At 44.4% G+C, this 18,841-nt stretch carries 15 protein-coding genes; 8 read left to right on the forward strand and 7 right to left on the reverse strand.

Annotated features, from left to right (window positions below):
• Position 1: 1 nt before the first annotated feature.
• Positions 2-2,302 (reverse strand): FdhF/YdeP family oxidoreductase, encoded by a 2,301-nt coding sequence (locus LKX84_RS09195; protein WP_228236873.1) that lies wholly within the window; start codon positions 2,300-2,302, stop codon positions 2-4.
• Positions 2,303-2,311: 9 nt separating this feature from the next.
• On the reverse strand, positions 2,312-2,680 hold the full coding sequence (locus LKX84_RS09200) for a DUF7009 family protein (RefSeq protein ID WP_228236874.1): 369 nt from the start codon (positions 2,678-2,680) through the stop codon (positions 2,312-2,314).
• Positions 2,681-2,728: 48 nt separating this feature from the next.
• Between LKX84_RS09200 and LKX84_RS09205 the strand changes: the two genes are divergently transcribed.
• Both LKX84_RS09205 and LKX84_RS09210 read left to right on the forward strand, forming a co-directional pair.
• Entirely contained in the window at positions 2,729-3,988 is a 1,260-nt protein-coding gene (locus LKX84_RS09205) for a Y-family DNA polymerase (RefSeq protein WP_228236875.1), read from the forward strand.
• Positions 3,985-4,434, forward strand: a complete 450-nt coding sequence (locus LKX84_RS09210; protein ID WP_228236876.1) for a LexA family protein — start codon at positions 3,985-3,987, stop codon at positions 4,432-4,434. The genes LKX84_RS09205 and LKX84_RS09210 overlap by 4 nt, the downstream gene beginning before the upstream one ends.
• A 795-nt stretch (positions 4,435-5,229) precedes the next feature.
• On the opposite strand, the gene hutG is transcribed toward LKX84_RS09210, so the two are convergent.
• Genes hutG through hutH form a run of 4 tightly spaced genes read right to left on the reverse strand, consistent with a single transcriptional unit; the run spans position 5,230 to position 11,035 of the window.
• Positions 5,230-6,201, reverse strand: coding sequence for a formimidoylglutamase (gene hutG / locus LKX84_RS09215; RefSeq protein WP_228236877.1), 972 nt, complete (start codon positions 6,199-6,201; stop codon positions 5,230-5,232).
• Between the two features lie 4 nt (positions 6,202-6,205).
• Entirely contained in the window at positions 6,206-8,221 is a 2,016-nt protein-coding gene (locus LKX84_RS09220; RefSeq protein WP_228236878.1) for a urocanate hydratase, read from the reverse strand.
• A gap of 2 nt (positions 8,222-8,223) precedes the next feature.
• The gene (gene hutI, locus LKX84_RS09225; RefSeq protein ID WP_228236879.1) at positions 8,224-9,456 is read right to left on the reverse strand and encodes an imidazolonepropionase; all 1,233 of its coding nucleotides are present in this window, start codon (positions 9,454-9,456) and stop codon (positions 8,224-8,226) included.
• A gap of 1 nt (position 9,457) precedes the next feature.
• Positions 9,458-11,035, reverse strand: a complete 1,578-nt coding sequence (hutH, locus tag LKX84_RS09230) for a histidine ammonia-lyase (RefSeq protein WP_228236880.1) — start codon at positions 11,033-11,035, stop codon at positions 9,458-9,460.
• Positions 11,036-11,110: 75 nt separating this feature from the next.
• On the opposite strand from hutH, the gene LKX84_RS09235 reads away from it, so the two are divergent.
• Both LKX84_RS09235 and LKX84_RS09240 read left to right on the forward strand, forming a co-directional pair.
• Positions 11,111-11,998, forward strand: a complete 888-nt coding sequence (locus LKX84_RS09235) for a LysR family transcriptional regulator (protein ID WP_228236881.1) — start codon at positions 11,111-11,113, stop codon at positions 11,996-11,998.
• A 48-nt stretch (positions 11,999-12,046) separates the two neighbouring features.
• Positions 12,047-12,601, forward strand: coding sequence for a nitroreductase (locus tag LKX84_RS09240; protein ID WP_228236882.1), 555 nt, complete (start codon positions 12,047-12,049; stop codon positions 12,599-12,601).
• On the opposite strand, the gene LKX84_RS09245 is transcribed toward LKX84_RS09240, so the two are convergent.
• A complete protein-coding gene (locus LKX84_RS09245) occupies positions 12,598-13,110 on the reverse strand; it encodes a DUF456 domain-containing protein (RefSeq protein ID WP_228236883.1) in 513 nt (170 codons plus the stop codon). The two genes, LKX84_RS09240 and LKX84_RS09245, sit on opposite strands and share 4 nt — an antisense overlap.
• Positions 13,111-13,223: 113 nt before the next feature.
• Between LKX84_RS09245 and LKX84_RS09250 the strand changes: the two genes are divergently transcribed.
• The 4 genes from LKX84_RS09250 to LKX84_RS09265 all read left to right on the forward strand — a co-directional run bounded on the left by LKX84_RS09250 (position 13,224) and on the right by LKX84_RS09265 (position 18,826).
• Entirely contained in the window at positions 13,224-13,664 is a 441-nt protein-coding gene (locus LKX84_RS09250) for a hypothetical protein (protein WP_228236884.1), read from the forward strand.
• Between the two features lie 186 nt (positions 13,665-13,850).
• On the forward strand, positions 13,851-16,079 hold the full coding sequence (locus LKX84_RS09255; protein ID WP_228236885.1) for a TonB-dependent receptor: 2,229 nt from the start codon (positions 13,851-13,853) through the stop codon (positions 16,077-16,079).
• 576 nt (positions 16,080-16,655) lie between these two features.
• The gene (locus LKX84_RS09260; protein ID WP_228236886.1) at positions 16,656-17,018 is read left to right on the forward strand and encodes a BlaI/MecI/CopY family transcriptional regulator; all 363 of its coding nucleotides are present in this window, start codon (positions 16,656-16,658) and stop codon (positions 17,016-17,018) included.
• Positions 17,015-18,826: a TonB family protein gene (locus LKX84_RS09265; RefSeq protein WP_228236887.1), complete on the forward strand. Its 1,812-nt coding sequence runs from the start codon at positions 17,015-17,017 to the stop codon at positions 18,824-18,826. Before LKX84_RS09260 ends, LKX84_RS09265 begins: the two co-directional genes overlap by 4 nt.
• The last annotated feature ends 15 nt before the right edge of the window (positions 18,827-18,841 follow it).

Raw genomic sequence — 18,841 nt, forward strand, 5'->3', positions numbered from 1 at the left:
GTTAGGTTACTTTTTCCACGGTAACCCTGATGGATTTACTGATCGGGGTGTGACTCTTGTCCGCAAAATGGTTGTAGGGCACCAGCATGTTCGTTTCCGGGAAATAAGCAGCCATGTTCCCTTTGGGAATGTCGTAAGGGATGACCAAGAATTGTTCAGCCGTGCGTTTGATGCCATCGTAAAGGCTATGCAGGTTGACCACATCCAGTTTTTGCAATTTTCTCTTGTCCATATCCTTCTGGTTCATGAAAACAACCCGGCGTTCATTGTGGATGCCGCGATAGCGGTCGTTCAGACCGTAAATTGTGGTATTGAATTGGTCATGTGACCGAATCGTCATCAACAACAATTCATCCTTTTGGAGCTGATGGTCCGGTAAGGTGTTGAAGGTGAGTTGGGCCTTTCCGTTGGGCAACATTCGAAAATTGCGTTCCCTCACATTGTTGGGCAGGTAATAGCCAAAACCTTTGGAGCGTTCGCTTGTGTTGTCAAAACCCTTCACCACTTTGTCTATATAACTTCGGATGAGATTGTAATCCTGACCCATGGCAAACCAATCCACGGAATGGTTGCCCCGGAAATAGGTGTGGGCCAACAAGGCGATGATTTCAGGTTCACTTTTGATGTGTTCCGAAGCTGGTTTCAACAATCCCTTGCTTTGGCGCACCTTGCCCGTGCTGCTTTCCATGGTCAAAAATTGAAGAGAGCCGTTTTTTTCGTCCTTTTCCGATCGTCCGAAAGTGGGTAACAACAGGGCAGTTTTACCGGTGACCAAATGACTGCGGTTCAGTTTGGTGCTGACCTGTACCGTTAAGCTGCAATTTTGAAGGGCTTCGGCTGTATATTGCGTATCCGAAGCTGCCATTAAAAAATTGCCTCCCAAGCAAAAAAATACTTTCGCCATATTTTCATGCATGGCCTCTATGGCTTTCACGGTATCGTAACCAGGTTCTGTTGGCGGTTCAAATTGAAGGTGTTCGCGTATTTTTTCGTTCAGGGTTTTGTTCACATAGTGCATGATGCCCACGGAGCGATCACCTTGTACGTTACTGTGTCCACGTACGGGGCAAGTACCTGCAAATGGTTTTCCAATGGACCCCTTCAGCAATAGAATGTTCACGTATTCCTGAATGCACTGCACTGCATTTTTGTGTTGGGTAAGCCCCATGGCCCAACAAACGATGATTTTCGATTTTTTTGCCAACAATTGTACTACATGGTCAATTTTACGCATGGAAACCCCGGTTCTTCGCTGCAAGGATTCCATGTCATATATGGCCAGATCCTCTAAAAGTGCATCATACCCATCCACATGGTCCACAATGAATTCATGATCTAGCACATGATGGGTTTTGGCATCCAAGGCGACCAATTTTTTCAAAATGAGTTTGGCCAAGGCGATATCCTCATTGATCTTAACAGGCAAATGGATGTCTGCCATGGCCTGTCCACTCCCTAACATGTCCGATACGCTCTGCGGATTTTTAAAATGGACCAAACCAGTTTCGGCCAAGGGGTTGATGCTGACAATTTTCCCGCCGTTGCGTTTGCATTTTTCCAGTGCCGATAGCATCCTGGGATGGTTGGTGCCAGGGTTTTGTCCCACCACTAAAATGACTTCCGCGCCATAAAGGTCATCCAAGGTCACGGAACCTTTGCCGATTCCCAAGGTTTCAGAAAGGGCCACACCAGATGATTCGTGACACATATTGGAGCAATCCGGCATATTATTGGTGCCAAATGCCCTTGCGAACATGCCATAAATAAAGGCTGCCTCGTTGCTGGATCTTCCGGAAGTATAGAAAATGGCCTCGTTGGGATCGTTGAGTTGGTGCAGCTCATCGGAAATCAGCTCAAAAACCTCTTGCCAAGCAATGGGCTCGTAATAAATACTGCCCGGTTTTAGTACCAAGGGTTCCACGACCCTTCCCAATTTGTTCAGTTCGTAATCACTAAGTTTAGATAACTCCTCTACGGAATGTTGGGCAAAAAAATCCGCTCCGATATGCTCTTTGGTAGCTTCATCGGCCAAGGCCTTGGCCCCATTTTCACAATATTCGGCAATTTTGGAGGGATGTTCTGGAACCGGCCAGGCGCAGCTCGGACATCGAAACCCGTCCTCTTGGTTCATTTCAAGCAGGGCCTTCATGGATTTGGCAATGCCCATTTCCTTAAAACTATGCCGAAGCGCTTCGGTTACGCCCAAAAGTCCGGCCGCGGTATGCATGGGTTCCTTAAGTTTCAATCCAGTGAACCGAATGTCGCCGGTCAATGAAATGTTCCGTTTGATGTCTTTATCCATGAGTTGGGCTTAGCATTGCAATTTTGGGTTGGGGTAATTGTCCGATTGGTCTTCTGCAGTGTTTTCCAAACAGGCAAAGTCTTTTTCTACGAGAAGATGGAGTTTTTTCCCTTCGGACAGTGGCATTTCATGTTCAAAACCCACGGTCTCCTTTTGGAACCATTCCCTGCCTTCCGTTTCCGGTATGGATAGCACTATTTCGTTGTGGGCATAGGCCGCTTGAAGGTTTTGTATCCCTTTCATCAACTGCACCCGATATTGAAAAGCGTGTGTGCCAAATTCGGTGATTTCCTGTACCGATCCGATTTCGGATAACAGTTTCACTTCACTTTGGGTCAATCGAAAACGCACTGAATTGCCTTTGATTCGTATCTTCATTACAACAAATTTCCTATGTAATTTAGGAAAAATCGAGTACTTTGGAGCATGTTTGCCTTGGTGGATTGTAATAACTTCTATGCTTCGTGTGAACGGGCCTTTCAGCCTCAGTTCAATAACGTTCCCGTGGCTATTTTATCCAATAATGATGGTTGTTTCATTTCGCGCAGCGATGAAGCCAAAGAAGCAGGATTGCCGATGGGTGCCCCGGCTTTCAAATATCGAAAGTTCTGTGAGGACAATGGTATCAAGATCTTTTCCTCCAATTATCCCTTGTATGGTGACATGAGTACGCGTGTGATGAACATTTTGGGCACATTCACCCCGGACATGGAAGTGTACAGTGTGGATGAAGCTTTTTTAAAGTTTGATGGTTTTAAGAGTTATGATTTTGAGGCTTATGGAAGGGAAATCCAACGAACCGTTCAAAAGTGTACCGGAATTCCCATCAGTATAGGAATAGCACCCACAAAAGCCTTGGCAAAGGTTGCCAATAAAATTGCCAAAAAGTTGAGGTCCAAAACAGGAGGTGTATATGTGATTCAATCCGAAGAAAGACGCATAAAAGCACTAAAATGGACCAAGATTGAGACGGTTTGGGGAATTGGGCATGGGAATTTAAAACGGGTACAGACCCAAAACGTAAAAACCGCCTATGACTTTACCCAATTGTCGGATGAATGGGTGAGAAAACAAATGGCGATCATAGGGTTGAGGTTGAAAAAGGACTTGCAGGGCATCCCAACGTTGGATTTGGATGATGATACCCGGGACAAAAAGGCCATTGCTACCACAAGAAGTTTTGAAAGTACCTATTCCGATATCGAAAATATCAAAGAGCGTATCTCCACCTTTGCCAGCAGCTGTGCCGAAAAATTGCGGAACCAGGGCAGTAGTTGCAACCATATTGTGGTGCTTTTGAGAAGCGACAGACATAAAAAGGACGAACCACAGGACAGAAGCAGTGTTATTGTTACATTGCCTTATGCCACGGATTCAAGCTTGACCATAAGCAGCTATGCAGTTAAGGCTGCGATTTCTATATTCAGGCCAGGAATCAAATACAAGAGGGCAGGGGTCATTGTATCCGGTTTGGTGCCCACCAGTGCAAGGCAATTGGATTTATTTCTGTCCGAAAATCCAAAGCACCATAAGATCATGGAGGTGATGGATGGTATCAATGATAAGTATGGGGGTTACAAGATGAAGATTGCCAACCAAGATTTGGAAAGAACCTGGAAAATGCGTCAAGAACACCTTTCGCCAAGGTACACCACAAACATCAATGAAATTATTACGGTGAAATGACCCCTAAAAAACCGACAAACACAGAATCACTCACTTTTTTTTCTCCCGATGAGGAAGGGGAAATGGGCATTCCTCTGTCCAATAATACCGTTTCTGCAGGGTTTCCTTCCCCTGCGGATGATTTTAAGGAAAAGCGGATCAGTCTTGATCATACATTAATCAAAAATAAGGAGTCCACTTTCTATGCGAGGGTGAGTGGAAAATCGATGATCGGGGCTGGGCTCGATGACGGAGATCTTTTGGTCATAGATCGGAGCTTGGAGGCGGAGCATGGCAAAATAGCCGTTTGCTTTTTGGATGGGGAATTCACGGTAAAACGATTGCATATTGAAAAGAATGCCATCACATTGATGCCCGAAAATGAAAATTACAAACCCATAAAAGTCTCCAAGGATAGCGATTTATTGATTTGGGGAGTGGTCACTTATGTCATAAAAGCACTATAGCCAATAGATTTCTCAGTCGCAAGCTCTTTCGAAATGACGTTGGAGTTGTTAGGTATATGAAACAAACAGTGAATTTTGTTACTGACAATCATAGATTGGTTTGTCATTTCGAACGAATGTGAGAAATCTAATATCATATTTGGATAGCTTTCTGAGGTTGGATAGGCATGGGTCATCTCGAGCTGTCATCCTGAGCACAGTCGAAGGAGCAGTTGAGAGATAGTTTTTGAAAGCAGCAATTTTGTGAGGTCTCGACTGCGCTCGACCCGACAATAGACGTTGAATTTAAAAGGCTTGATTTCAAAAAGGAGCTTTAGAAACATATAAATCCAAAACCTTTACTATCTTTGTCCTGTTGTGTTGGATTTCAATCCCAGCGATTGGAATCAGGTTGAAGCATCGAAGCGATGCTTGCCAATGAAAGGCTTTCCGTTTGGAAGGCTTTTTTTGTTTGTGAAACCCAATTTTGAACTTAATTCTTAATTGGTGTTTGAACAAATTCCGCTCTGCAGCGGAATCTTTTCCAAATGGATTATAAAAGTTGCCAGGTCGAGCGCAGTCGAGACCTAGACAGTAAGACCTCTCGACTGTGCTCAACCTGACATATGCTGTCTACATAAAAAGGAATTAGTGAAAATTGGTGAAATTCGTGTCAAACCATTCCTTGCATTAGATTCTTCACTCCGTTCAGAATGACAATTGGATTCCTCAATTGTTGATAAGCTACTCATTTCGAACCGAATCCAGATGGTTGTCGGGAGTGTGAGAAATCTGAGAAGACGATTTAAGGTAATGTCAACTCCCTGAAACCGTATGCGCTACATGGTGCACCAAAGAAGCGGCCAGTTTGGCTGTTTGTCCGTCAATGTCGTATTTGGGGTTCATCTCGGCAATATCCAAACTGATCAGTTTACCGGTGGACATAATGGTCTTTAGGCATTCCAAAACAATGTGTGGGGTAAAACCCATGGGCGAGGCTGCACTGACTCCTGGCGCAAACGCCGAGGAAAACCCGTCAAGGTCGATGGTCACGTACACCTGATCCACGTTTTTCGCAAAAGCATTGATCCAAGTGGTGATTTCTTGTAACAGAGGAACTTGAAAGGTGTCGTTCATGACATAAGTAACATCCAGATCCCGGGCTGTTTGAAAAAGATTACGGTCATTGGCATCTTTTCGGATACCGAGGCAGAGGTAATTAAAATCGATGCCTTCTTTCAGGCAATCTTGGGCAATCTGATAAAATGGGGTGCCCGAATTGCTCTGTTCCGTATTTTTTCGAAGATCAAAATGGGCATCAAAATTAATGATACCGATGGTCTGGCCTTCTTTTTTTGTATCCAGATACTTTTTGATGCCACAATAATGTCCATAGGCCATATCGTGCCCGCCACCCAACACAATAGGAAATTGCTTTTTCTCCAAAAGAGTGGCAACGGCTTCGGCAAGTTGGTCCTGGGATGCTTCCATATCACTGTTGGTGCAGGTGATGGAGCCTACATCGTGCAACAAAACATGACTGGCCAAGTGGTTGGGCATTTTTCCAAAACTACTTTTTATGGCATCCGGACCATCTACGGCACCGACCCGACCTTGGTTACGGTGTACCCCGGCATCACAGGCATAGCCCAGTAAAGCAATTGATTTTTTCTGGGCTTCGGGAATTTCGGTCAATGGAGTGCAATGCACTTTTTCGTGGAGGTACAGCCACTTGTTGGAAATGCGTCCAGTCCAGAGGTTCTTTTTTGGGGGCTCGTAGTGTTTCATCACATTAAAAAAGGTCGTCCAGTATATTCGGTTCCACCAGATTGGGCAAAGTTACCCTTAAATTTGGAGTACGATCCATTTCTCGTTGAATGGCAAACAACGCTTCTTTGTTGCGGGCCCAACTTCTTCGGGAAATACCATTGTTCACATCGTAGAACAACATCTTTTTCAATCGGTTGGAGGCTTCCTCCGAACCATCCAGTACCATACCAAAACCTCCGTTGATGACTTCTCCCCAACCCACACCGCCACCATTGTGGATGGATACCCAGGTAGCTCCTCTAAAACTATCGCCAATGACATTATGGATGGCCATATCCGCGGTGAACTTGCTGCCATCATAAATATTGCTAGTCTCTCGAAAAGGGGAATCGGTTCCGCTTACATCATGATGATCACGGCCCAAAACCACCGGGGCACTGATTTCACCGTTGGCAATGGCCGTATTGAAGGCATCGGCAATCTTGCTTCGTCCTTCGGCATCGGCGTAAAGGATACGTGCCTGGGAACCGACTACCAATTTGTTCTGCTCCGCTTCGGATATCCATTTGATGTTGTCCTGCATCTGTTGTTGGATTTCCTCCGGGGCTTCGGCCTTGATTTCGTTCATGACCGCCAATGCAATGGCATCCGTTTTTTGAAGGTCTTTTGGATTGCCCGAAGTACACACCCATCTAAAAGGTCCAAAACCATAATCAAAACACATGGGCCCCAAAATATCCTGTACGTAGGATGGGTATCTAAAATCGATATTGTTCCCCGCCATCACATCGCCACCGGCGCGGGAAACTTCCAACAAAAAGGCATTCCCGTAATCAAAAAAGTAAGTGCCTTTCGCTGTATGCTTGTTGATGGCATTGATTTGTCTTCTGAGGGATTCCTGTACTTTTTCCTTGAACGCTTCGGGATTTTCGACCATCAAGGTATTCGCTTCTTCAAAGGAAAGCCCAACGGGATAATACCCACCTGCCCAAGGATTGTGTAAGGAAGTCTGATCGGAACCCAGGTGCACAAAAATGCCCTCTTCATAAAAATGCTCCCAAACATCCACCACATTACCAATGTAGGCCAAGGAGACGGTTTCTTGGTTGGCTATGGCCTCTTTTACCCTAACCATCAACAATTGAAGGTCTACCAAAAGTTCATCCACCCAACCTTGCTCGTGCCGTTTTTTGGCTGCTTCTGGATTCACTTCGGCACAAACGGTAATACAACCAGCAATGTTTCCGGCCTTGGGCTGCGCCCCGCTCATACCACCCAATCCTGCGGTCAGAAACACTTTCCCCTTTGGGGAATCGTTCTTGTCCAATACTTTTCGGAAGGCGTTCATTACGGTAATGGCCGTTCCGTGTACAATCCCTTGCGGGCCAATGTACATGTAGGAACCGGCAGTCATTTGTCCGTATTGCGTAACGCCCAAGGCGTTGAATTTTTCCCAGTCATCAGGTTTGGAGTAGTTGGGGATCATCATCCCGTTGGTGACCACCACCCTTGGGGATTCCTTGGATGATGGGAACAATCCCATCGGATGTCCGGAATACATGTGTAAAGTCTGTTCCTCTGTCATGGTAGCCAAATATTTCATGGTCAACAGGTATTGAGCCCAATTTTGAAAAACAGCCCCGTTGCCCCCATACGTGATGAGTTCTTCGGGATGTTGCGCCACGGCGGGGTTCAAATTGTTTTGGATCATCAGCATAATGGCCGCCGACTGATGGGTTTTGGCAGGATATTCCGAAATAGGCCGGGCATACATATCATACTCCGGTTTAAAGCGGTACATATAGATCCTTCCATACGTTTTAAGCTCATCGGCGAATTCTTGTGCGAGTTCCGCATGCCATGCTTTTGGAAAATAACGCAGCGCATTTTGCACGGCAAGTTTCTTCTCTTCTTTGGAGAGGATATCTTTTCGTTTGGGCGCTGGGTTCCCATTTTTGGGATAGGGTCTTTTAGCGGGAAGTTGCTCTGGGATTCCTTGTAATATCTGTGTTTGAAAATCGGTCAATGTTGTGGTCATGCTCAATCGTTTTGATGGATGGGTTCTCCTTTTTTCCAGACTTCACTAGGTTTCATTTGTCCTTGATAATAGGTAATATCTTGGTAATTATCCGTTGGGAAAACGACGAAATCGGCCCAAGTTCCTGGTTCCAATTTTCCTCTATCTTTCAAACGTAATGCAGCAGCAGCCCTAAACGTGATGCCTGACAATACTTCGGTATTGGACAGTTTTTCGAAAGTGCCCAAGATGCTGGCCTGGGTCAACAGGTCGCCCATGGGGGCGGAGCCTGGATTATGGTCGCTGGCGATGGACAATGCTCCGCGGGCATCCAAAATTCTTCGGGCCGGGGTATAGGCACAACCTAAACCAAGCGAAGCGCCGGGCAATGCCGTGGCGATGGTTTCGCTTTTTGCCAAAAGCTGTATTTCTTTTTCGGTGCTGGCTTCCAAATGGTCGGCGCTCACGGCTCCAAATTCAACTGCAACCCGACTTCCTCCAGTGGTAAACTGGTCGGCATGTACGGTAATATCAAATCCCATGGTTTTCGCTTTTTGGAAATAGGGTTTGATTTCTTCAGGGGAAAAAGCACTCTCTTCCACAAAGGCATCGATGCGATGGGCCAGGTTTTCGGCTTTTAGGATGGGAAAAAGGGTCGTGCTTATTTCTTCAAGATACTCGGTCTGAAGATTCCAGTCTTTGGGTTTCATGTGGGCTGCCAAACAAGTCGGCACTAGAGTAGCCGCTATCTTTTCATTAGCCAGTTTTATGGCCCGAAGCATTTTCAGTTCTTCTTCCACAGAAAGGCCATACCCACTTTTCACTTCTATGGTGGTAATGCCGTTCCGAAGGTGTGTTTTGCCTCTAGAAACGATTCCCAAAACCAATTCCTCTTGGGTCGCTTTTCGGGTTTGGGTAACCGTGTCCCAAATGCCACCACCTGCCTTGGCAATTTCCAGATAGGACTTTCCGGCATTTCTGAACGCATAATCCCGAGCGCGATTTCCTGCAAAGCAGATATGGGTGTGGGAGTCCACGAATCCGGGGAGACAAACAGTTTTTCCTTCTATGTGATGGATGTCGACTTCGTTCGATTTCAAGTCATCAAAAATGCCGATAGCCACAATTTTTCCTTCGGAAACCACAATGCCCCCGTTTTCAATTATCGGCAATTGTTCGTCTTTTAATGCCCCTTTCAAGGGCAAACCTGTCATCGGCAATAATTGGGAAAAGGGTCCAATTAAAAGTGGTTTCATACTAGTAGTTTTCAAATGCTTCCATGTGGGGCGTGTTCCAGTGCAGGTTTTTTTCCTGCATTACATCCTCCACCAAATGAATAATGTCGTTGTTTTGGATGATTTCGATTCCTTTCTCGATATCATCGGCAAATACCCTGTCGTGCTCAGCAAACGCCACTTTAGTCCTCAGGAAGGTGTGGATTTCGTCCAGAACGATCCCCGATTTTAAAGGTTTTCGGTACTCGAAAGCTTGAGCAGCGGTCAAGAGTTCAATGGCCAATATTTTCTCCACGTTTTCAATGATTTGCAGGGCCTTTCGTCCGCTAATGGAGCCCATACTCACATGGTCCTCTTGTCCTAATGAGGTAGGAATGCTATCGGCACTGGCAGGGAAACAAAGGCTCTTATTTTCACTGGCCAAGGCAGCCGTTGTGTATTGCAGGATCATATAACCCGAATTGATCCCGGTGTCCTTCATCAACAATTTGGGAACACCTGGACTATTACCTTCCAATGCCAGATAAATGCGACGGTCCGAAATATTTCCGATTTCCGATGCGGCCAAAGCGGCATAATCCAAAGCCATGGCCAAAGGCTGACCGTGAAAATTTCCTCCGCTGATGGTGAGTTCGTCATCAATGATAACAGGGTTGTCGGTCACGGAATTGAGTTCGATTTCCAATAATTCTTTTAGATGCAACCACGTATTTCTTGATGCTCCGTGTACTTGTGGAATGCAACGAAGGGAGTAGGGGTCCTGTACCCGTTCACAATCGATGTGGTCTTCCAATATTTCGGAACCTTGGAGCAAGGTGCGAATCCTACCCGCCACATGTTGGTTACCTTTAAAAGGACGGAGTTGGTGCAGTTCCTCGTAGAAAGGTTTCAAAGATCCCTGAAGCCCCTCGATCATCATGGTCCCGATAATGTCCGCATGTTTTAGGCAATGCTGTAGCTTATGAAGCACAAGCACCCCATGGGCCGCAATGAATTGTGTGCCGTTGATCAAGGCCAATCCTTCTTTGGGACCCAGATCCAAAGGTTGTAATCCGGTTTTTTGGAAAAGTTCTTGGGTTGAGATGGTCTTTCCTTCATATTCTACTTTACCTAAGCCGATCAAGGGGAGGAACAAATGGGACAACGGCGCCAAATCACCCGAAGCGCCTACCGAACCCTGACTGGGAACCACGGGAATCGCATCATGTTCCACATGCCAAAGCATCCGTTGCAAAGTAGTTTCGGCAATGCCCGAAAAGCCTTTGGCAAGTGCATGGATCTTTAGGATCAGCATGATCTTGGCCAACTGGTTGGCAATGGGTGTGCCCACCCCCACACTATGGCTCTGTAGTATATTGGATTGAAGGATTTTGGTGTCTTCCTTCGAAATTTTGGTGTTGCACAAGGGGCCAAAACCGGTGTTGATGCCATAGACCGTATGGCCTTTTTCCACAATGCGTTGTACCCTTTGGTGACTGGTGTTGACTTTTTTGAGGCAGGTGTCGGATAAAATGCCTTTTACGGTACCGTTTGCCAGACCAAGGGCCAAACCTGTGGTCAAATGGTCTTCACCATATTGAAATGTCTTGATTTGCGACATGGGCTATCTTTTGATATAAAATTAGCACTTGCATATGATAATTACCAATACTTATTTTTGTATTATTTAATAAGTATGAATTATCAAATAGAACTCCGACATTTCATCTACTTTTTGGCTGTAGCTGAAGAATTGCACTATAGAAAAGCTGCAGAAAAGCTCTTCATTTCTCAGCCAGGATTGAGTACCCAAATCAAGCAGATGGAAGAAATCTTGGAAACCCAACTATTTGTTAGGGACAAAAAGAAGGTGCGTTTGACCCCGGCAGGGGAATTTCTAAAAAAGGAAGTGGAATTCATCCTAAATCATCTGGATCAGACCAAAAAGCAATTGAAACTTATCGGGCACGGCCACATGGGCGAGGTACGGATCGGATTTTTGGGTTCGGCCATGCAGAACGTGGTTCCTGAACTTTTGGTGGGATTGAAGGAAAAATACCCCTCGGTGCACACAACTTTGGAAGAATTGTCTAACCGGGCTCAGATCAATGCCATCCTTTCTGATCGGTTGGATCTGGGATTTGTGCGGATGTCGCGCGTGCCCAAAGGTTTGGAAGTAAAACCTGTTTTTGAAGATACTTTTTCATTGGTGTTGCCCCAAGACCATCCTATTGATGTGATGAACTTTAAGAGCATTGATCAGTTGGTCCATGAGGATTTTATCCTTTTCTCCCAAGATTACAGCCCTGAGTATTACGATACGGTATTGAGCATTTGTGAGGACAGTGGTTTTGTGCCGAAAGTGTCCCATAAATCGGTTCATGCGCAAACCATTTTCAAGTTGGTGGAGAACAAATTGGGTATTGCGATTGTTCCGACCACATTACAACATGGGTTTCAGATGGAGGTGAAGTTCATCGAGATGAAACAGATCAGGCAAAGAGCGGTATTGTCAATGGTATGGAAAGCTGACAATCGCAATCCGGCATTAAAAAACTGTATGGATTTACTCTTGAAATTATGACGACATGTTTTTGGGGCCTACCTTTGGGATTCAACTTAAATACTTATCATGATTTTTGATCTTATTGCGAAAAGAAGGAGCATTTTTCCTGTTCAATACAACGATAAACCTATTTCCAAAGAAACATTGGAAAAAATTGTGGAGGCTGCCAATTGGGCCCCGACCCATAAGAAAACGGAGCCTTGGCGTTTCAAGGTGCTAACAGGAAAGAAAAAGGATGAGATGGGAGCCTTCCTTTCACAAAAATACCAAGCTGTTGACCCTAAACCAAAACAGGTCACTATTAAAAAACTGGAGGACAATGCGGTTCGTTCCGCTGCTGCCATTGCCATTTGTATGCAACGCGACCCTATGGAAAGTCTACCCGAATGGGAGGAGATTGCGGCCGTTGCCATGGCTGTACAGAATATGTGGTTGTGCTGTACCGAACTGGGCATAGGCTGTTATTGGGCATCACCGGGACTGATCAAATTCATGGGTGAATTCTTTGACCTTAACGAAGGTGAAAAATGTCTTGGGTTCCTTTACATGGGTTATTATGATGGTGAAGTGGAACCATCTAGCCGTACGCCCATTGCTGAAAAAGTAGAGTGGTTGGACTAGCTAAAGGTAAAAAGTTCTCCTGCGTATTTCACGGCAATGTAGACGTAGAAAATGGCATACATGACGGTCAACACGAGTTTCATAAAGGTGCCCGTCAAAAAGCCCAAAAAAGAACCAAAAGCCGCCTTCAGGGCGGTTTTTTGATTGGCCTTGTTCAACAATTCGCCTACCAAAGCACCAATAAAGGGCCAGATAATGATTCCGAAGGGACCGAATACAGGAACAAAAATGGCCACTAACAACCCAATGATCGTACCCCACATGCCTGCTTTGGTGCCCCCAAAGCGTTTGGTGCCCATTGCCGGGATCACATAATCCAAAATGGTTATGGTCAAGGCTATGACCAGCGTGATGCCGAGTACCCACCAATTATCGGGGACGGCTTTGGTCAAATAGAGGAGGAGCAGTCCAACCCAACTAATGGGTGGTCCGGGCAATACGGGCAGAAAGCTACCCAAAATGCCGACCAGCATCAACAGAAATCCCAAAATCAACAAGGCAATGTCCATGGCTTTCTTTTCCTGTTAGACAAATGTAGCCCACAAATGTTACAAACAAGTGAAATTAAAACCCTTCACTTTCAAATTTCGTAAGTAGATTTGAAGAAGATAGCCCAAAGGTTTTGAAAACGACAAAAACATATCGGAAATCAAGGTTTGCACAGGTAGGATGCGCTTTACTTTGCACTTTCTATGCCATTGGACTTTTTAACGGTCTGGTGTTGGAAGGATTGCATGAGGTGTCCCACTTCATGGGGCCAAAGACGCACCACCATAGTTTTTTTGCCGAACAGGAAGAAGTTGATTATTCATCCTTGGAAGCCATGGTCGGGCACTCCCACGAGGCATTGGAGGCCTTGAAAGAGTTGTTGAATACCAATCAGCAGGACGAGCAGGAATCTAATAACACCATTAGTTTTAAGTTTGATAAACATTTTGTTGAAACACAGGATATTGTATTTGAGCATATACTTTCCACGAATACCAAAACCCATTGGGTGTACCACAACACAACTTCTGTTGGGTATGAAGGTGTGACCACACCGCCTCCCCGACACTGCTGAAATTAAGCTTAGCGGATTTACTAGTAGCGTTACAAAACCGTCACCCTGAACTTGTTTCGGTGTCACATTACGAAAAAGAATATTGGTTGTGAGATGCTGAAACTTGTTCAGCATGACATTCAAATGAACTTTTCTGACGCGCTAGACAGATAATAGTTTTTACAAATCAATTTTAAAGACAACGACATGAAATATTTTATGGCGGCTCTGTCCATGCTTTGCATGGGCACAATTGCTGCGCAAAATTTAAAAGGACAAGTGGTCGACGAAGCTGATTCTGCATTGGAGGATGTGGGCATTTTCAACAAGACCAACGGCCAACATAGCCATTCTGACGGTACGGGACATTTTGTTTTGGACCAGACATTAGTAACCGATACCCTTTATTTTTCACGACTGGGATTTGAGACCCTCACCAAGGTGATCGCCCTATCGGATTTAAATAACCCAGTGACCATTGTGCTCAAGGAAGGTTCCATTTCTTTAGATCAAGTGGTGCTGGTGGCCAAAGTGGATGCCCTGAGCAGGGTAGTGGATGTGGACGTGAAGACCAATCCCGTGAAATCATCACAGGAAATCCTGAGAAAAGTTCCTGGATTGATCATTGGCCAACACGCAGGGGGAGGAAAGGCTGAACAGCTCTTTTTACGCGGTTTTGACGTGGACCACGGTACCGATGTGGCCATCAGCGTGGATGGGATGCCGGTGAACATGGCCTCCCATGCCCATGGGCAAGGTTATGCCGATCTCCATTTTGTGATTCCGGAGACCATCGAAAATGTAAACTTCGGCAAAGGACCGTATTACATGGAACAAGGTGACTTCAACACGGCAGGGTATGTGGACCTCCAATTGCGGAAGCGTTTGGACAAAAGTATGCTTTCCACAGAAGTCGGCCAGTTTAATACCCGAAGGTTTATGGGGATGTTCAATGTGTTGGACCAAGGGAACAGCACGGCCTATTTGGCTTCGGAACTGTACTTGACCGATGGTGCTTTCGATTCGCCACAGAATTTTAATCGTCTCAATATCATGGGTCGGTACCGATATGCCTTGCCCGGTAATCAGGAGTTGCTGTTGACCGCATCACATTTTTCCAGCAAGTGGGATGCATCAGGGCAGATTCCTCAAAGAGCCATTGACCAAGGACTGATAGGTCGTTTTGGCGCCATTGATGATACCGAAGGGGGCCAAACGAGCAGGACCAACTTTGTATTGGATCATAACAAGAACTTGGGAACGGGTAAATCGCTCCATACCATGGCCTTTGTGTCCCATTATGATTTTGAACTCTATTCCAACTTCACCTTTTTCTTGGAAGATCCTGTAAATGGAGATCAGATCAGGCAAAAGGAAAATCGGATTCTGATGGGTGCAAAAACCGTGTTCCAAGATGATTCGGCCCAATTGGGGGAACTCCGTTTTAAGTACAATGCAGGCATCGGTTTTCGATATGATAACGTGGATGATATGGAACTCTCGCATACCAGAAACCGACAGGAACTTTTAGAGCGATTGGCCTATGGCGATGTGGATGAGGTGAATACCTACGGCTTTGCAGGGGCAGTCTTCAAATCAGGAAAGTTCACTTTGGAACCTGCGGTTCGGTTGGATTATTTCAAGTTCGATTATTTGAATAAACTCAGTTCGGTTTATGATAACCAGAGTGATGAGAAAGTGGCCTTCAGCCCTAAGTTCAATACCATTTTCAGTCCAACGGCAAACACCCAGATTTTCTTGAAAACGGGAATAGGGTTCCATTCCAATGATGCCAGGGTGGTAGTGGCCAACAATGGGAAGGATATCCTGCCTGCGGCTTATGGGGTCGATTTGGGTGCCATTATCAGACCAGTGGACAAATTGGTCTTGAACGCTACCTTGTGGAGCTTGTTCCTGGATCAGGAATTTGTATACGTGGGTGATGCAGGTGTAGTGGAACCCAGCGGCAAAACCAGACGATTAGGTATTGAGGTGGGGGCCAGGTACCAACCCTCGGATTGGATATACCTGTACACGGACGCTAATTTCACCCAAGGTCGCAGTACCGAAGAGGCAAAAGGTGAGGATTATATTCCATTGGCTCCAGATTTTACTATGGTGGGTGGTGTTACGCTCGGGAACAACAATGAAGGGTTTTCAGGTGGAATCAGCTATCGGTATGTGGATGACAGGCCTGCGAATGAGGACAATTCCATCGTAGCGGAAGGGTATTTTGTTACCGATGCCACCTTGAATTATAGTCTCAAGAATTGGACGTTTGGTTTGATTGTGGAGAATCTATTCGACACGGAATGGAACGAAACCCAATTTGCTACGGAAAGCCGTCTATTTAATGAACCGACGGCTGTGGAGGAAATCCATTTTACACCGGGAACGCCATTTTATTTAAGAGGAAAGGTTACGGTTACTTTTTAAATAATGTCATTCGAGTGATTTTTCTTTGCAAAAATCGTATCGAGAACCAGAATTTCAAACCCAAAGCCGGTTAGCTACGCTGAATCTTCGATTTCTCGATGCAAAATTCCTTCGGAATTTCACTCGAAATGATGGTTTTGACAATTGTCACATCGAGCGCAGTCGAGATGCTTTGGTATTTTGTTTTTGAATGAGGTCTCGACTGCGCTCGACCTGACATCATGGTTAAAACATGTTGATTATCAGTGAAAAGTAGAATTTAAGTTAAACAATTATCCGCTAGAAAACCACACAGATAGATTTTTTATTCACTTTTTAACTAAAAAATTAGTTTAAACTAAATATTTAGTTATATTAGCAATGTCATTTCGAACCGAGTGCAGGGAGTGTGAGAAATCTAAAGGCTTTTTTTTGAAAATTCTTATAGATATAATACTCCAGCTTTTCGAATTGACAGACTAAGCGCAGTCGAAGTCAAGATGAGAAATCTCAACTTGATACCTAGAGTTTGCGCATTGTATACGAACGAACAAATGGATTCCCGATTTCTCGGGAATGACAAATAAAACGCATCAAATGAAACAGCTCACCAAAGCAGAAGAAGAGGTTATGCAATTGCTCTGGACCTTACAAAAGGCCAATGTAGCTTCCCTATTGGACGAATTGCCGGAACCCAAACCGGCATATAATACCGTTTCTACCATTGTTCGGATTTTGGAGGACAAAGGCTTTGTGTCCCATGAAAAAGTAGGGAAGGGGCATGTATATTTTCCTTTGATGAAAAAGGAAGAGTACAGCAACCAACGGCTCAATACCTTGGTCGATGGATATTTTCAAGGTTCGTTCAAAAGCATGGTGTCCTTTTTTATGAAGAAGAACGACATCAGCCTAAAAGAACTGGAAGAAATCATGAAAAACATTAAAGAAGAGGAAAAATGATTACCTATATCTTGGAAACCCTTGCTTTTCAGTTGGTCTTTTTGTTGACCTATGACCTCTTTCTAAAGAAAGAAACCTTTTTCCAATGGAACAGGGTGTATCTACTGACCACTTTTGTATTGTCCCTAGTGTTGCCTTGGGTAAAGTTTGAAATGTTAAAAACCACCATGCCACAAGAGTTGGGAAACGTCACTATATTCCTAACGCAATTGGATGAGGTGATATTGACGCCCGAAGGTGCGGAAACCTCTTTTTGGTCCAGTTTTCCATGGTATTATAGCGTCCTAGTTTTGGGAAGTGTATTGTCTATTATTTGGTTTGTGGTTAAACTGATTCAGATTGGAAGGTTAAAACGCTCGGGAACCATTCAACAGTTTCCAGAGTATGATAAAATCACGGTACAACAAAGCAGCTTGGCCTTCTCCTTTTTCCGGAATATTTTTTTAGGGGCCGAGATACAAAAAGAAAAGGAAGCCAACATCATTGCACACGAACTGGTGCATGTTAAACAAAGGCACACCCTTGACCTGCTCTTTTTTGAACTCGCCAGGATCGTGTTTTGGTTCAATCCGTTGACCTACGTGTACCAAAACCGCGTGGCCGAACTTCATGAATTCATTGCTGATGCCCAGGTGGTAAAGGACAATAAAAGGGAGCATTTTGAAATGCTGTTATCCGAAGCGTTCAAGACACAACATATCAGTTTTGTGAATCAATTTTTCAATAAATCATTAATCAAAAAACGAATAGTCATGTTACAAAAAAAGCGATCAAAAGCCGTTTGGCAATTAAAGTATGTGTTGTTGTTGCCCTTGGTTTTAGGGATGTTGGTGTATACTTCCTGTGAAGGGGAGAAAGCTGGAATTGAGAATTCTGAAACAGTTTCATCTGAAGAAATTGTACCAGTTGAGTTTGAGTGGTATACCGATGGGATTAATAGAATCAATACCTTATCAAAAGAACATAATTTGTTGGTGTCTGAACGAAACAAATTAATTGAATCTAACACTGATAAGGAATTGAAGCTTGTTAAAGAATTGAATGGGAAAATTGATAATCTACAAGGTGAAATCAATAAAGCATTTGAATTCATTGCTAGCAATATTCAAAACTTATCCGATAAAGAAAAAAGATCATTCTGGGAGTTTGAAAAGAAATTAAATGGCCGTACTGATGAAATTAATGCCGATACATTTCCCTTTGCAACCATAGAAGAGGTTCCTGTTTTTCCGGGATGTGAAAATGCCGCAGATAAAAAGGAATGTTTTATGGAGAATCTTGAAAATCACATCAAGAAAAATTTCCACTATCCTGAAGCTGCCCAAGAGAAGGGCATTCAAGGAAGGGTGGCTACCATTTTTGTGATCGATGTTGATGGGAGCATTACCGATATCAGAACACGTGGACCGCATCCACTTTTAGAGGAAGAAGCCAAAAGAATTTTGGAAAAACTACCTAAAATGTTACCCGGCAAGCAAAAAGGGCAGGTTATGAAGGTACCCTATTCCATTCCCATTACTTTTAGATTGCAAAACCAACCTGAGGGCACAACAGTGAATGGTTCCAAGGATTATTTATTGGTAAGTGGTAAACGGGTTAAAAAGGATGGTAAGATTATTTTTGAAGGAACAGTAATGGATAAGGAATCCATGCCGCTATCCGGAGTGATAGTTTCAATTGAAGGTAAGGATTCCGGGGTTATGTCAAATTTCAACGGCATCTTTTCCTTGGCTGTTGACGAAGCTGATGTGGTGAAATTTCAATATTCAGGTTTGCCAAATAAAGTGGTAAAAGTGTCAGATTATTAATGTTTTAAGTATTTT

Origin of the sequence: Allomuricauda sp. M10, from assembly GCF_020782875.1 — a bacterium.
Classification (GTDB): Bacteria; Bacteroidota; Bacteroidia; order Flavobacteriales; family Flavobacteriaceae; genus Flagellimonas.

Bases quoted from the DNA above. Each gene is read 5' to 3' on its own strand.
- LKX84_RS09195 (WP_228236873.1), bottom strand. From the start codon at position 2,302: ATGGATAAAGACATCAAACGGAACATTTCATTGACCGGCGACATTCGG.
- LKX84_RS09200 (WP_228236874.1), bottom strand. From the start codon at position 2,680: ATGAAGATACGAATCAAAGGCAATTCAGTGCGTTTTCGATTGACCCAA.
- LKX84_RS09205 (WP_228236875.1), top strand. From the start codon at position 2,729: ATGTTTGCCTTGGTGGATTGTAATAACTTCTATGCTTCGTGTGAACGG.
- LKX84_RS09210 (WP_228236876.1), top strand. From the start codon at position 3,985: ATGACCCCTAAAAAACCGACAAACACAGAATCACTCACTTTTTTTTCT.
- hutG (WP_228236877.1), bottom strand. From the start codon at position 6,201: ATGAAACACTACGAGCCCCCAAAAAAGAACCTCTGGACTGGACGCATT.
- LKX84_RS09220 (WP_228236878.1), bottom strand. From the start codon at position 8,221: ATGACCACAACATTGACCGATTTTCAAACACAGATATTACAAGGAATC.
- hutI (WP_228236879.1), bottom strand. From the start codon at position 9,456: ATGAAACCACTTTTAATTGGACCCTTTTCCCAATTATTGCCGATGACA.
- hutH (WP_228236880.1), bottom strand. From the start codon at position 11,035: ATGTCGCAAATCAAGACATTTCAATATGGTGAAGACCATTTGACCACA.
- LKX84_RS09235 (WP_228236881.1), top strand. From the start codon at position 11,111: ATGAATTATCAAATAGAACTCCGACATTTCATCTACTTTTTGGCTGTA.
- LKX84_RS09240 (WP_228236882.1), top strand. From the start codon at position 12,047: ATGATTTTTGATCTTATTGCGAAAAGAAGGAGCATTTTTCCTGTTCAA.
- LKX84_RS09245 (WP_228236883.1), bottom strand. From the start codon at position 13,110: ATGGACATTGCCTTGTTGATTTTGGGATTTCTGTTGATGCTGGTCGGC.
- LKX84_RS09255 (WP_228236885.1), top strand. From the start codon at position 13,851: ATGAAATATTTTATGGCGGCTCTGTCCATGCTTTGCATGGGCACAATT.
- LKX84_RS09260 (WP_228236886.1), top strand. From the start codon at position 16,656: ATGAAACAGCTCACCAAAGCAGAAGAAGAGGTTATGCAATTGCTCTGG.
- LKX84_RS09265 (WP_228236887.1), top strand. From the start codon at position 17,015: ATGATTACCTATATCTTGGAAACCCTTGCTTTTCAGTTGGTCTTTTTG.